This is a genomic window from Streptomyces sp. NPDC048751, assembly GCF_043198595.1.
Classification (GTDB): domain Bacteria; phylum Actinomycetota; class Actinomycetes; order Streptomycetales; family Streptomycetaceae; genus Streptomyces.
In genome coordinates this window covers 44,177-57,014 of sequence record NZ_JBICUX010000014.1, presented here as the reverse complement: position 1 = coordinate 57,014, position 12,838 = coordinate 44,177, and the positions used below count along the sequence as shown (strand labels likewise).

The window sequence follows — 12,838 nt, the reverse complement described above, 5'->3', positions numbered from 1 at the left end:
GACAGCTACGCCACAGTCGGCGGCACAGCGCCCGGCCCCGACAGAAGCGGACCGGCTACGGGCAAGGAGCACCTCCCCTCCCGCTCGGCGGGCGTGCCGTCCGCACGTCGCGGCGCCCCCGTCGCCGGGACCTTCCCGGGCATGAACGGGTGCGCACAGCCCGGCCCAGCGTGACCGCGGACGAGGGCGGGCTGCCTGCGCGATCCCTGTACAGAGATGCGGGCTGCGTAGGTGTGGATTGGCCCCGGCCGGCCCCGGGTATGTCAGGGCTCTCGCGTGCGGCTAGACGCCGCTGCGGCGTGCAGTCGTACACGTGATGTCCCCATGTTCCAGGGGGCGTTGAGGGGGGTGAAGGTGACGAGGAACCGGGTGCGCCTGAGCGGCGGCGCCGACTGGCAGGCGGACTTCCGCCGCCGCACAACCGGCCGTGCGCCGCGCTCTGCGATGGAGATCGCCACGGTGCGCCGCATGCTGAACCACACTCTGACGGAGCTGAAGCGGGCCATCGATGGGCACTCCGTCGCGGCTGCGGCCGACTTGTACGCGCTGGCCTGGCAGCAAGCGGCAGGGGCGCCACCCAGTGAGACCAGGCAGCAGCGGGCGCTCCTGCAGTCCTACAAGGAAATCCTCGCCTCCCGCCGGTGGCAGGAGGCTGAGCGGCTCCAGGCGTCCTCATCCGCCCCGCCAGTACCCTCATCGCGCCCTGGCCGGACCACCGCTGCACCGCCCCGGCCGCCGTCTGCCAGCCGGGCGCAGAAGCAGAAGCCTGTCCGGTCCTCACAGCAGCAGGGCCCGACGACGAGGACTGTCGCCCCGCGCGTGCAGCCACCTGCGCGGCCCGTCCCCGCAGCGGCAGCGGCCGAACGTCCTTCTCGCCAGGCGCAGCCTGCTCTGCTGGAGGCCGCACGGTTGCATGAGATCGCCACCGGCCTGCGGCCGCTGCTGGAGGAGACCGCGAAGACCGGCGCCACCACCAGCTGGCCCCTGATCCGCAAGCGTCTGCCCGGCCTGGGCCGGCTCCACCCCGACGACGAGTCCGTGATCCTGTGGCTGGTCGACGAAGACCGCCAGGAAGGAGAACCGCTCCTGGCTGCCCTCGTCACCACCGGCAACCGGCAGATGCATCCGCGTTTTCCCGTCATCGCCGAACAACTTGGCCTGCCCTGCGGGACGAACACCACACAGCAGCAGACGACATGGAGCTACGAAATCCTCAGGGTCCACCAGCATTGGCGCTACCGGAGGCGATGACACAAGAGGCAAAAACATCAGCTGTCTGTGAAGACCGTCGTCGGCGCTGCGGTCTGCTGCTTCGCCCCGTGGACGGCTTTTCGTGACCATCCCCAAGCGCAGGCATGCCCCGCTGGGGCATGACCTGGGTAGCGTTAAGGCATGACCAGCGGCGGACGACAGCGGCGGGACGGCTCCTCCAAACGGGTGCAGCTCACCAGCGGGGACCACGGCGGGCCGAAGGACAAGAAGTCGAAAGGCCGGCGCAAGACCAGCAGCCTCGGTGGCAAGGCCTCGCGCGCCGCACGTCTGCGTGAAGTCGAACGCTTCCGGGAATCCATTCGGGCCGCCGAGCAGCGCCACGCCGCACGCCAGGACTCCCCAGCGGTGACGCCAACGGTCGAGGCGGAGCAGCACACGCAGGCAATGGAGCACCTCGCCGAGGCGGACACCGCGCTGCAGGTTCACCTCGCCGCCTGCATCCGGGCAGCCCAGGGCCACGACTGGGGCCTGCTCAGGGACAGTGAGGTCTTTCAGCGTTGCCGCTCCAGAGTGAGCACGGCCGCGGAGATTGACGACATTCGATTCGGACTGCACCGGGACTTGCGGAAGATCCGCCAGGACTTCAGCCGTGCGACGCCGCGTTCGACCGGTGCCCGTGCCGTGGCCAGCGCTCGGCTGATGGTTTGCTGGGTCGGGGTGAGGTCCCGGCCCGGCGGGCGTCTGAGGGGTGTTGTCACCCATGGGCCGGCACCGATGTAGGCGCGGTCGGCGAGGATCGGGACGCCCTGGCGTTCACAGATCCGGATGATCCGGTGGGCGCGGGCCGCAGTGAGATCGTGCGCGCGGCCGGGCATCGTCGGCGAGATCCACAGCAGCCGCTCGGCGGGGTCGGTCACCACCTGCACGTTCCCCCCGTGTCGGCGGTGCTTGTGGGAGTAGTCGGCCCGGCTGTCGCCGACCCGGTCGCACTCGGCAAGGGTGCCGTCGAGCAGGACGTAGCCCGGGTCCGTCTCGCGCAAAGCACGCAGCAGGCCGGGAGCCCGGTCGGCTAGCAGGTCGACAACGGCTGTCGTGTAGGCGTGGGCGGTGCCGACGGAGATGCCGAACCCGGCAGCGAGCTGGGCGAGGGTGTCGTGCCGGCGCAGGTACACCAGGCCGACCAGGGCACGCTGGTGCGGTGGGAGCTTGCAGCGGCGGTCACCCTCGCGGGTGACGATGAGCATGGTGACCCACTCGACCAGGGCGTGAGGCAGGTCGAGTGCGGTAGAATACGGAACCAACGCGGCTCCTGTGTCTGTGGGTTGAGACTTCAAACACCTCCCTCAACGGCACGGGAGCCTGGTGCGTCGCGCAAGGGCTCACTGACACCAAGTCGCTCCGACAATCGGCCGCCGACGCGGGCATGACGATCACCACGCGAGTGGTGAAGACTGGATAGATGCGACCTCACGCCCCAGGCGGACTCCTGTTCGTAGCGCTCGGTCTCTTCCTTGTCGCCGCCGGCTACGTTTGGAGGGGACGTGTCCTGCGTCCCCTCTCGGCGAAACGCGCCCAGGCAGCCGTGATCCGGGATCGTTCCAGAAACCTGCTGCGCTCTGCGGACATGGCAATCGCCGGAGCGCGTCGACGGGCCGCACACGGCGAACCGGCCATCGTCACGGTTGGAGACGTGACCAGGGTGGCGCGCCAGCACTACGGGTACCTCTTTGTGGAGCGCGAAGAAGCAGCTGCCGCCCTCCGCCAGCGCTATGAGGCTGCTGACTGCCTGGTGGACTGTATGACCGACGCTTTCAACTGACTGCCTCCCCGGCAAGTGCTTGACGCCAGAGGCGCCTGAGCTGTCACCTGATAGGTGGTCACGCTGAAAATGCTCAGTGCCTGCCAACTCGCCGAGGCCGCTGTCCGACAGGACGCCGAAGCCCGGTCAGGCGAAGACACCCACCAGGATGACGTTCCCCTTTAGACGTGGACAGTGGTGCCGGGCGGCCGCGGGCGCTGCCCGCCGACGGGAAGTTCTGTGATGCCGGCGGGGGTGATGGCCTGCCAGCGCACGGGCAGCAGCTCGAGGTAGTCGCTGCCGCCCACATTCTCGTCCCCGCGCCGATCTGTTTCCGCCTGCCCAGCCCGGGGCCACAGGCTGGCCGGGCTGGGCAGCAGCAATAACCGGCCTCCGATCTGCGAGTTCACTCGAAATGCGCGACTTCGTGTCGCACCGATCAACGCCCACTGCCCGTCCGACAAGTCACTCGGATACGGCTTGCGTTCACTCACCCGGCCACATCACCAGATCACCAACCGCGGACCGGCAGATTGCGCCCCGCCGCCACACCATCGGGCGACAGCAGATCCACCCAAAGGCTCACGAACCGACCACTCAGGGACAGGGGCCGTTGAAAGCGTACGGAGCCCCAAGGGTGTAGTCCACATCTAGGCTGTTGGCATACAGTGCGCCTCGTCCGACGTACACGCCGCAGCCCTCGAACTCCCTGGTCTTGCCGAAACAGGCGCGGGCCTGTCCGCCAGCTAGGGTGTACTCGTTGCATACATAGCCAACGCCCCACTCCAGCTCGTCAGACCAAACGTGCCCTTGCCTGAGCACAACGTCCTTGGTTCCTCTGTTGGAGACAACCAGTACGACCTGCCCCTTGGTCTTGTCGGGGGTGATGACCCAGCACGTCTGGAACACGACATTGTCGGAGACCCTTGTCAGACTGGTGATGCCACAGTCCCAGTTCGAGTTCGACTTGTACGTTTGCCAGTTCGGATAAGCGCTCACTGGAGAAGCCCCGAAGAGAACCAGAGCAGTGACCGTTACCGCCGCAGCCGCGTAGTTGAGTATTCGGCGAATGTTCATGGGCGCCTTCCTGGTACCGGGCCACCCCGTCGTATGAGGTACGGGGCAGCGACGGCAATCTAAACGATCTCAACTCATTGTTAGTGAGGTATTGCACTCAGGTGCCCGGGCGCTCTGCCGCATCCAGCGCACGTTCCCACCCAAGCAATGGCGCGCCCTGGGGTACCTCATCGCAGTCCAGTGCGTGCAGGACGGACTGGGCCGGGCCGTGGCCGCCGCGCACCTGCTGCAGCACCCCGACGGCCAGTACGGAGCAGGTGCGATCTCATCGCTCCTCCTTGATAGAAAACGATCACCGCTTGATCAAGAATGCCCCCGCGTCGTCCGATCGTCGTTCGCAATCGGTGCACACTTCGTTGCGGTTGCGTCTACACCGCGACCGGGAGGAAGTCGGCTGAACCTCTGCTCCCGCTCGGAGAGTGCTTGGAGCCGGTATTCCTTGGGCGAGAGGCCGTAGGCGGCACGGAAGGCGCGGGTAAAGTCGGCAGCGCGGGGGAAGTTCCAGCGGGCGGCTACGGTGTGGATCGGGGTGGCGTGGAGGGCGGGGTTCGCCAAATCGTGGCGGGCGCCTTCCAAACGCTGGCCGCGTATCCAGGCCGCAACCGTTTCGCCCCGCGTCTGCTGCTGGAAGATGCGGTGCAGGTAGCTGACGGAGATGTGGTGTGCGGCGGCGATCGCGGGTGGCGTCAGCTCGGGGTCGTGCAGGTTCTGCCGGACGAACGCGCGGATACGTTCCATCATGGCCTGCTGGCGGGTCTCGGGCGGCAGGGCCGCCTCCGCGTCGAGCATCTGGGCGAACCAGGCCGCCAGCAGGTCCAGTACGACCGTGCCGAGGCGGGGTGCGTCGATGGGCTGGAGGGTGTCGGCCTGCCGGTCGAGTCCGGCGAGGAAGTCCGTCAGCAGGACGCCGATTCCCTCGTGCCCCGACAGGCGCCGGTTCAGCAACTCCCGTACCCGGTGCGGCGGCAGGGGCAGCAGCGCCTTGGGGATGTCCACGCCAGCTCCCCTGACGACCCGGCGTTCCCGGCCGTCTGTAGGCCGGAAATCGTAGGGTCGCGAGCTGTCGGCCAGGTGCAGGTCATGGGGGCCGAACGCGGTGGTCCGCCCGGCGTGGTCGAGAGCCATCCCTCTGTCGTGCATCAGCGTCAGGTGATACAGCTCGCGGTCGCAATGGCGCACCATTCTCGGGCTCCGCCGGAAACGCGTCGGCAGAAACGACGTCTGCATCACGGTCGCCGAACCCAGCTCCAACAGCCGTAGCTCTCCCCAGAATTCGGCGGAGTGGGTGCTGATGAAGTCGTTTGAGCGCGTTCGGGCGATCAGTTCCCGCCAGTAGTCGAACCTGTCTGCCGCTGGTACGTCCTCGCTCCGGAACACCGTCCCGATCATCCCGCCCCTCTCGCCGACTCCCCCGCCGGGCACTCCCGTCGTGATCCTGTACATGAATGTAGAAGGGTGAGGTTCAGCTGAGAAATCCCTCGACGGCTGCCCTCCGAAGAGAAGGGCCCTGGCCGCGCACCCCTCAAGTGGAGTCGGAACAGATCTACGACTGGAGTCGGTTGTCAGGCTCTGGTCCACTTCGCGTGGTCGCGTACGCAGAGTGACCGTTGATCTTCGCGCAATGCCGGTTGAGTTCGCCCGAAAAGCGCCAGGCTGGAGGGTGGTGTGGTCGACAGTCCTTCGCCGTGAACGAAGTGCTGCCACAGCTGGAGGAGCTGTTGTTCTCCTCGGTCGAGGGCGTGTTGCTGGAGTCGGTCGAGGTGACCGACACGGTCGTCCGGGTCCAGGCTCATACAACCGCAGGGCGGGCGGCCTGTCCGGAGTGCGGATGCTGGTCAGGGCGAATACATGGCTCCTACCTGCGATTTCCTCGTGATCTGCCAGCAGCGGGCAGGTTTGTCGTGGTGTCGCTTCGGGTGCGGCGGTTCGTCTGCGCGGAGAACTCGTGCCCACGCAAGACCTTCGCTGAGCAAGTCCCCGGGCTCACTCGCCGGTTCGGACGACAGACCGAGCGGCTGCGATCGACGCTGGTGTCGGTCGGCCTCGCGCTCGCAGGCCGGGCAGGGGCCCGCATGACGGATGCCTCCCAGGTTTCGGTCAGTAGGAGCACCCCGCTGGGGCTGATCGCCTCGCTTCCGGACCCTTCCGCCACCACACCCCGCGTGGTCGGCGTGGACGAATACGCCCAGCGCAAGGCCGTATCTACGGAACCGTGCTCGTCGACGTCGAAACACGGCGTCCGATAGACCTCCTTCCGGACCGGGAGGCAGTCACGCTCGCGGCCTGGCTCGCCGAACGGCCCGGCATCGAGATCATCTGCCGTGACCGGGCCACCTTCTTCGCCGAAGGCGCCACCCGCGGCGCCCCACAGGCGCTCCAGGTCACCGACCGATGGCACCTCTGGCACAACCTGGGCGAAGCCACCGAGAAATGCATCTACCGGCACCGAGGCTGCTTACGGCCCACGCCGCCGGAGCCGGAGGAACCGCAGGAAGAGGCGGAGACGGCCGCGTTATCGCCCTGGCCGACAGGGCACCGGTTCGCTGAACGCACCCGCGCCAAGCACGCCACCATCCACGCTCTCCTCGCCGCCGGGCACAGCAAGCGGTCCGTCGCCCGGCAGCTTGGCATGACTCTCAACACGATCCTGCGCTTCTCCCACGCCACGACTCCGGAGGAGATGTTCACCGGGCAGTGGCAAAGCCGTGCAACCAGGCTCGACGACTACAAGCCATACCTCGATCAGCGCTGGCGGGAAGGCTGCACAACGCCTGGAAACTGTGGGAAGAGATCAAGGAACAGGGCTATCCACGCGGATACGCCAGCGTCCGCGACTATGTCAGCAGGACTCTTCGCGGCAAGCCCCAACCGGTCGGCCCCCGGCCGCCATCGGCCCGCGCGGTCACGCGCTGGATCCTCACCCACCCCGACGCCCTATCTGAAAGCGATCGGATCCAGCTCAAAGCCGCCCTGGCCAACTGCCCCGAACTGACGGCGCTCGCCGAGCACGTGCGCTCCTTCGGCCACATGCTCACCCACCTGCACGGCGACCTGCTCCCCGACTGGATCGAAGCGGCCAGCGCCACCACCGAGCTGCCAAGCCTTCGACACTTTGCTCAGCAACTCCTGCGCGACCTCGACGCCGTCACCGCCGGCCTCACCCTGCCCTGGAACTCCGGCGTCGTTGAGGGCCACGTCAACAAGATCAAGATGCTCAAGCGCCAGATGTTCGGCCGCGCAGGCTTCGAACTCCTCCGCAAACGCGTCCTCCGGCTGTTCTGACCCAACCTCATCCGTAGTGCGCGACCCTCATCCCTGTCGGGATTCCTTCAGTCTGGGTGAAGTCGTGGAGGCGTGGGTTGGCTCTGGCCGTAGTGCGCGATCTGCGTGAGTACCGGGCGCCGGTGAGCAAGGAGGAGCTCGCCGAGTTCGAGACCGACGTGCTGGCGGGGTTCGTTCTCGCGCGGGCCTCGGCCGGTCTGGTCGACAGCACGATTCGCAACGACACCAACCATCTGGAGCTGATCCGGGACTGGTTCGGCCGTCCGCTGTGGGAGATGGAGCCGGCCGACGCCGACGTCTATTTCGGCAAGGTGCTGCGCGACGCCAAACCGTCGACCCGGAGCGGCCGGGCTGGCGCGCTGGCGGTGTTCTTCCAATTCCTTGAGCTGCGGCACAAGGTCGAGTTGCACAACCTCACCGGCCGTGTGGTCGAGTGCCCGCTGGACGAGATGAACCGGCCGCGGGCCTCGGTGGAACCGCAGCTGCGGATCCCGCCCAGCGAAGCAGAGATCGAGGAGTTGTTCGCGGGGTGGCGCGAGGAGCTGGTGACCTGCCGCAAGTTCGGTCCGGCCGCCCGCAATTGCGCGGTGGCCCGGCTGGCGGCGGACGTGGGGCTGCGGATCAACGAGGCACGGATGCTCGACCTGGACGACGTCCGGTGGGAGCTGGGCCGGTTCGGGAAGCTCAACGTCCGGCATGGCAAGGGGTCCCGGAGGCGTGGGCCGAAGCCACGGCTGGTGCCGCTGATCAACGGCGCCGACCGCAACCTGCGGTGGTTCATCGAGGACGTGTGGGGCCACTTCGACGCCGACCACACCCGGCCGGGCGCCCCGCTGTTCCCCTCCGAGCGCAGGAACCAGGACGGCTCGTGCTCGCGGGCGACGCCGACGTCTTCCGCCGGTCGCGGGCCGAAGCAGCCGCCCAGCACCTGCCCGCCTGGGCCGGGAAGCTCACCCCGCACGTGCTGCGGCACTTCTGCGCCTCCCAGCTCTATCTCGCCGGCATGACCTTGTTCGCCATCCAGGAGCTACTCGGACATACCTGGACCGGGACCACGGCCCGGTATATCCACGTCCACGGCACCCATGTCGAAGACGCCTGGGTCGCCGGACAGCAGCGCGCTACCGACCGATGGAAAGGACTGGCCCAGTGAAGTGGAATCTTCGCCTGGCGGCCGCCAACCGCGGCATCTGGAAGGCCAGCGAACTCCAGCGGATGCTCGCCGAACGCGGCGTGGTGATCAGCGCGGGGAAGATGTCAGGCCTGTGGTCCGGTCAGCCGAACACCGTCAAGCTCGACGAGCTGGACGTCATCTGCGCGGTGCTCGCCTGCGGCGTCGACGAACTGCTCCTGCCCGAGCCGGAGCGAGTGCCGGAGCCGACACCAGCAACTGACTCACAGGCCACTGCGGTGGGCCAGCCACGTGCCGTCGCCCCGCGTCCTCGCACCGGCCGGTCCCTGCCGCCACGATGACCTGCGTGCACTGCGGCAAGCCGCTGCCCGAAGGATCGCGGCGGGACCGGGCGTACTGCGACAACAAGTGCCGGGGCCTGGGTTCCTACTACCGGCGCAAGGCGGGTGTCCCACCCCCACGACACTGGCAGCACCCCGCCCTCACCTCGGACAACCCAGTGCTGCGGTCGGTCGCAGCACATGCCAAGCAGCTCAGCGAGGCCAACGGATGGTCGCCGTCACTCGTGCGGTGCGCGATGGACGGCCTGACCGCGGTGCTTGCCGACCGCCCGCCCGGCAAGCCCGTGAAGCTCACCGAAGTCCGTACGCGAATACCGCGACACGCTTCCAGCCTTCGGGTCGCCGAGGTCCTCACCGACCTGGAGCTGTTGGAAAACGACAGCGTATTGGCGGTCCGCACCTGGATCGAGAACCGCACCGCCGAGCTGCCCGCCGGGTTCGCCAGCGACGTCCGCGCCTGGCTGCTGGTCCGCCACCGCCATCCGCCGCCTCACACTGGACGACCTCGACCTGCCCAACCGTAGGATCACCATCGCCGGACACGGCCAACGGCTCGGCGAACTGCCCCACCAGACCCTGGTGGCCTGGCTCGACCAGCGCCGGGCCACCTGGTCGAAGACCCCCAACCGGCACGTCCTGATCAACGCGAAGACCGCCCTGGGAACCGGGCCCGTCAGCCCCGAATACCTCAAGCGGCACCTACTGCACCAGGGCGTCTACCTCGAACGCATCCGCGGCGACCGGGTCCTGTACGAAGCACTGACCGTCGGCGCCGACCCGCTGCGCCTCGCCCTGGTCTTCAACCTGTCCCACACCACCGCGAGCAGCTACGCGGCCATCGCCCAGAGCCTGCTCGACGACACGGCTGCTGTCGAGGAGCTGCCCTAAACCAGTGGCGTCCCCGTCGACGAACCTCATAGCTTGTGCACTCGTGACTGACGCTCCGAAGATGCGCCCGAATCCACACGACCTCGGCCGGGTGTTCAACGAGGTGCCGGAGCTCTACGACCGGGTCCGGCCGGGATACCCCGACGAGCTGTTCGCGGACCTTGTCGCCGTTACCGGCGTGGCCGACAGGTCGTCGGTGCTGGAGGTGGGCTGCGGAACCGGTCAGGCGACGCGCTCGCTGGCAGCACTCGGATGCTCAGTGACCGCCATCGAGCCGGGCGCAGACATGGCCGCACTCGCTCGCCAACGGATGGCCTCCTTCCGTAACCTCGCAGTCGAGACGTCGACGTTCGAGGAGTGGGACGACCGCGGTCGACGCTTCGATGCTCTCGTGGCTGCGTCGTCGTGGCACTGGGTCGACCCGTTGATCGGCTGGCAGCGGGCGCACGACGTGCTCCATCCCGGAGGTTGGATGGCGCTGCTCGGCCACGTCGTTGTCCGCCGGCTGGGAGAGCCGGAGGTGTACGCCGAGACCGCCGATCTCCACGAGCAGTTCTGCCCCGGGAACCCCGACTGGGGTCATCCTCCCCTGGAGGACGACGTGCGCACCACCGACGAGGGCTGGGGCCTGGTCGAAGACCCCGGAGGACTGTTCGGCCCAACGATCGTGCGCTGGTACCCGACCGTTCAGTGGTTCAACGGAGACGGCTTTGCCGATCACCTTCGCTCGTTGTCGCTGTACCGGAGGCTCGACCGCGACGTCCGTGAGCCCCTGCTCGACGCAGTAGCCGAGCGCATCCGCACGCGGATGGGCGACCGAGCATCACGCCGTTACCTGAGCGTCCTCCGTGTCGGACAGCGCGCCCAGTCAGCCCAGTGGTGAAGGACCTGCCGATTCAGCGGCAACGGACCCACCGCACTTTCACGCCTGCCTGCCGGAAACGCCGTGGGTTCCCAGTGAAAGCACCTCAGTCACGCTGAACCCACGGCCGACTGTTCCGTAAGGAACATGTCACTAGCCGCAAGGCAGGCCGGGGACCGGAAAGCTGTCAGCGCTGAGGCGTTCCCGGCGGCGGGTGGGCGTCGTTGAGTTACTCGCGGACCTGAGCGTTCACTGTGAGATGCGCGTCACCGCTGGCCGCGCCCAGGCCCGCGAGCAGGCGCACCCCGTCCTCGGCGGGGCTGCCTGGGGCCGCGGACAGTACTAGCAGCTCCATGCCTGATTCGTCCGGTAGTGCGAAGTTCTCCTGGTGCAGTTCCAGCAGTCCGACCAGCGGGTGCCGGTATGCCTTGCGTCCATGTGTGCGGGCGCGCACGTCCGCGCGGGCCCAGAGGCGGCGGAAACGCTCGCTGCCCATCGCCAGCTCGCCGATGAGTGAGGCCAGGCGGGGGTCCTCGGGGTATTTGCCGGCGGCCAGGCGCAGGTGCCCGACCACGTCGAGGGTGCAATTCTCCCAGTCCGCGTAAAGGCCGCGCTCGGCCTCCTCGAGGAAGATGTGCCGGGCGGTGTTTAGGCCCGGCATCGGCCGGCCGTAGAGGAGCCCGGCGAGGCGGTTCCCGGCGAGCACGTCCAGACGGTGGTTCATGATCAGTGCGGGTGCGTCGGCGACCAGGTCGAGGACGCGTTGCAGCTCCGGCCGGACCCGCCCGCCCGGCGCCTTCGCGCGGCGGCGGCGCTGCCGGGCGAGCCGGTAGAGGTGCCCGCGTTCGGTCTCGTCGAGAGCGAGCACCCGGGCGAGCGCGTCGAGGACCTGCTCGGAGGGCTGGGTTGCGCGGCCCTGCTCCAGGCGTACGTAGTAGTCGACGCTGACTCCGGACAGGTGCGCGACCTCTTCGCGGCGCAGCCCTTCGACCCGGCGGCGGCTGTCGGTGGGGATGCCGACGGCCGCCGGGTCGACCCGGGAACGCCGGGTCCTAAGGAAGCCCGCAAGATCGTCCATGCCCCCAGTATGGGGCTCGGTGATGCCCGTGAAGGTGGTCCTGCCAGTACCAGGAAGTCCCGTCCGACGGAAGAGGAGCCCCTGAACGCCGCGCGACGCGGCACCCAGGATCGAAGGCACCCGATCCGAAGGAGTTCCCATGAAGGCGCTGATTGTCTACGCCCACCCGGAGCCGAAGTCGCTCAACGGCTCGTTGAAGGACCTCGCGGTGTTCACATTGGAAAACGCCGGACACGAGGTACGGGTGAGCGATCTGTACGCGATGAACTGGAAGGCGGTCGTGGACGCAGCGGACTACGGCCCCGACGCCTCAAGTCCGCTGAAGGTGGCCCTGGACTCGGGCCGGGCCTTCGACGCCGGGACGCTCACCCCGGACGTCCTCGCCGAGCAGGAGAAGCTGCTGTGGGCCGACACGATCATCTTCCAGTTCCCGCTGTGGTGGTACACGATGCCCGCGATACTCAAAGGCTGGGTGGACCGGGTGTTCACCTACCACTTCGCGTACGGCGTCGGCGAGCACAGCGACACCAGGTACGGCGAGCGCTTCGGCGAAGGAACCCTCGCGGGCAGGAAGGCTCTGCTGTCGGTGACCGCCGGCGGCCCGGAGTCGCATTACGCCGCTCGCGGGATCAACGGCCCGATCGACGATCTGCTGTTCCCGATCCACCACGGCATCCTCTACTACCCGGGCATCGAGGTGCTGCCGCCGTTCGTGCTGTATGGCACTGACCGGATGACCGGCGAGGACTACCCGGACGTCGCCAAGGCCTGGGAGCAGCGCCTGCTCACCCTGGAGTCGACCAAGCCAATCGCGTTCCGGCGACAGAACTTCGGCGACTACGAGATTCCCTCGCTGCACCTGAAGGAGGGACTGGAGCCCGCGGGCCGCACGGGTTTCGGGCTGCACGTGCGCGGCTGACCGGGCGATGGCATGACCAACTGGGGCGCGAAACCGAGGAGCAGCCCGAGGGAGGTGGCGGCGTTGGCGGCCGACGCGGCCAGCTACGTGCTCTCGGCACTGGGCACCCCTGCTCTGCAGACCGAGCCGGAGCCGGCCCCGAGCCTCGCCTGACGGACCGCCACGGCCGTCACCGCAATCGGGCTGCGCCGCGCTACTTCGGGACGGTTCACCCTGCGCCTCCAGTTGGGAGATGAGCGCGACGGCTCC

General features: G+C 68.0%; 17 protein-coding genes and 1 pseudogene. 12 read left to right on the top strand and 6 right to left on the bottom strand.

Annotated elements, in window-relative coordinates:
• Nucleotides 1–324 precede the first annotated feature (324 nt).
• Entirely contained in the window at nt 325–1,251 is a 927-nt protein-coding gene (locus tag ACGFNV_RS35520; protein ID WP_393628300.1) for a hypothetical protein, read from the top strand.
• 512 nt (nt 1,252–1,763) lie between these two features.
• On the opposite strand, the gene ACGFNV_RS35515 is transcribed toward ACGFNV_RS35520, so the two are convergent.
• From ACGFNV_RS35515 to ACGFNV_RS35495, 5 genes are all read right to left on the bottom strand, one after another.
• Entirely contained in the window at nt 1,764–2,513 is a 750-nt protein-coding gene (locus ACGFNV_RS35515; protein WP_393628298.1) for a transposase family protein, read from the bottom strand.
• A 679-nt stretch (nt 2,514–3,192) separates the two neighbouring features.
• Entirely contained in the window at nt 3,193–3,504 is a 312-nt protein-coding gene (locus ACGFNV_RS35510; protein ID WP_393628296.1) for a hypothetical protein, read from the bottom strand.
• 103 nt (nt 3,505–3,607) lie between these two features.
• Nucleotides 3,608–4,087, bottom strand: a complete 480-nt coding sequence (locus tag ACGFNV_RS35505; RefSeq protein WP_393628295.1) for a hypothetical protein — start codon at nt 4,085–4,087, stop codon at nt 3,608–3,610.
• A gap of 97 nt (nt 4,088–4,184) precedes the next feature.
• The gene (locus ACGFNV_RS35500; protein WP_393628566.1) at nt 4,185–4,310 is read right to left on the bottom strand and encodes a DUF6233 domain-containing protein; all 126 of its coding nucleotides are present in this window, start codon (nt 4,308–4,310) and stop codon (nt 4,185–4,187) included.
• Between the two features lie 80 nt (nt 4,311–4,390).
• A complete protein-coding gene (locus tag ACGFNV_RS35495) occupies nt 4,391–5,476 on the bottom strand; it encodes a helix-turn-helix domain-containing protein (RefSeq protein WP_393628293.1) in 1,086 nt (361 codons plus the stop codon).
• Nucleotides 5,477–5,772: 296 nt separating this feature from the next.
• On the opposite strand from ACGFNV_RS35495, the gene ACGFNV_RS35490 reads away from it, so the two are divergent.
• The 9 genes and pseudogenes from ACGFNV_RS35490 to ACGFNV_RS35450 all read left to right on the top strand — a co-directional run bounded on the left by ACGFNV_RS35490 (nt 5,773) and on the right by ACGFNV_RS35450 (nt 10,613).
• Complete coding sequence (locus ACGFNV_RS35490) at nt 5,773–6,333, top strand: transposase family protein (RefSeq protein WP_393628291.1); 561 nt, start codon at nt 5,773–5,775, stop codon at nt 6,331–6,333.
• Nucleotides 6,300–6,485 (top strand): annotated as a pseudogene (locus tag ACGFNV_RS35485) (transposase); the annotation flags it as partial. The gene ACGFNV_RS35490 and the pseudogene ACGFNV_RS35485, both read left to right, overlap by 34 nt.
• A gap of 296 nt (nt 6,486–6,781) precedes the next feature.
• Nucleotides 6,782–7,369, top strand: a complete 588-nt coding sequence (locus tag ACGFNV_RS35480) for a transposase (protein WP_393628289.1) — start codon at nt 6,782–6,784, stop codon at nt 7,367–7,369.
• Nucleotides 7,370–7,446: 77 nt separating this feature from the next.
• The gene (locus tag ACGFNV_RS35475) at nt 7,447–8,376 is read left to right on the top strand and encodes a tyrosine-type recombinase/integrase (protein WP_393628288.1); all 930 of its coding nucleotides are present in this window, start codon (nt 7,447–7,449) and stop codon (nt 8,374–8,376) included.
• Nucleotides 8,331–8,522 (top strand): tyrosine-type recombinase/integrase, encoded by a 192-nt coding sequence (locus ACGFNV_RS35470; RefSeq protein ID WP_393628286.1) that lies wholly within the window; start codon nt 8,331–8,333, stop codon nt 8,520–8,522. The genes ACGFNV_RS35475 and ACGFNV_RS35470 overlap by 46 nt, the downstream gene beginning before the upstream one ends.
• Complete coding sequence (locus ACGFNV_RS35465) at nt 8,519–8,842, top strand: helix-turn-helix domain-containing protein (RefSeq protein WP_393628284.1); 324 nt, start codon at nt 8,519–8,521, stop codon at nt 8,840–8,842. The genes ACGFNV_RS35470 and ACGFNV_RS35465 overlap by 4 nt, the downstream gene beginning before the upstream one ends.
• 5 nt (nt 8,843–8,847) lie before the next feature.
• Nucleotides 8,848–9,366: a hypothetical protein gene (locus tag ACGFNV_RS35460; RefSeq protein ID WP_393628283.1), complete on the top strand. Its 519-nt coding sequence runs from the start codon at nt 8,848–8,850 to the stop codon at nt 9,364–9,366.
• Between the two features lie 55 nt (nt 9,367–9,421).
• Entirely contained in the window at nt 9,422–9,730 is a 309-nt protein-coding gene (locus ACGFNV_RS35455) for a hypothetical protein (RefSeq protein WP_393628281.1), read from the top strand.
• A 43-nt stretch (nt 9,731–9,773) separates the two neighbouring features.
• A complete protein-coding gene (locus tag ACGFNV_RS35450; RefSeq protein ID WP_393628279.1) occupies nt 9,774–10,613 on the top strand; it encodes a class I SAM-dependent methyltransferase in 840 nt (279 codons plus the stop codon).
• A 208-nt stretch (nt 10,614–10,821) separates the two neighbouring features.
• Here ACGFNV_RS35450 and ACGFNV_RS35445 read toward each other — a convergent pair whose 3' ends face one another.
• Nucleotides 10,822–11,670 (bottom strand): helix-turn-helix transcriptional regulator, encoded by an 849-nt coding sequence (locus ACGFNV_RS35445; protein WP_393628278.1) that lies wholly within the window; start codon nt 11,668–11,670, stop codon nt 10,822–10,824.
• Between the two features lie 139 nt (nt 11,671–11,809).
• Here ACGFNV_RS35445 and ACGFNV_RS35440 point away from each other — a divergent pair, with 139 nt between their 5' ends.
• Together ACGFNV_RS35440 and ACGFNV_RS35435 are read left to right on the top strand one after the other, a co-directional pair.
• Nucleotides 11,810–12,589, top strand: coding sequence for an NAD(P)H-dependent oxidoreductase (locus ACGFNV_RS35440; RefSeq protein ID WP_393628277.1), 780 nt, complete (start codon nt 11,810–11,812; stop codon nt 12,587–12,589).
• 12 nt (nt 12,590–12,601) lie between these two features.
• Nucleotides 12,602–12,742: a hypothetical protein gene (locus ACGFNV_RS35435; protein WP_393628276.1), complete on the top strand. Its 141-nt coding sequence runs from the start codon at nt 12,602–12,604 to the stop codon at nt 12,740–12,742.
• Nucleotides 12,743–12,838 lie beyond the last annotated feature (96 nt).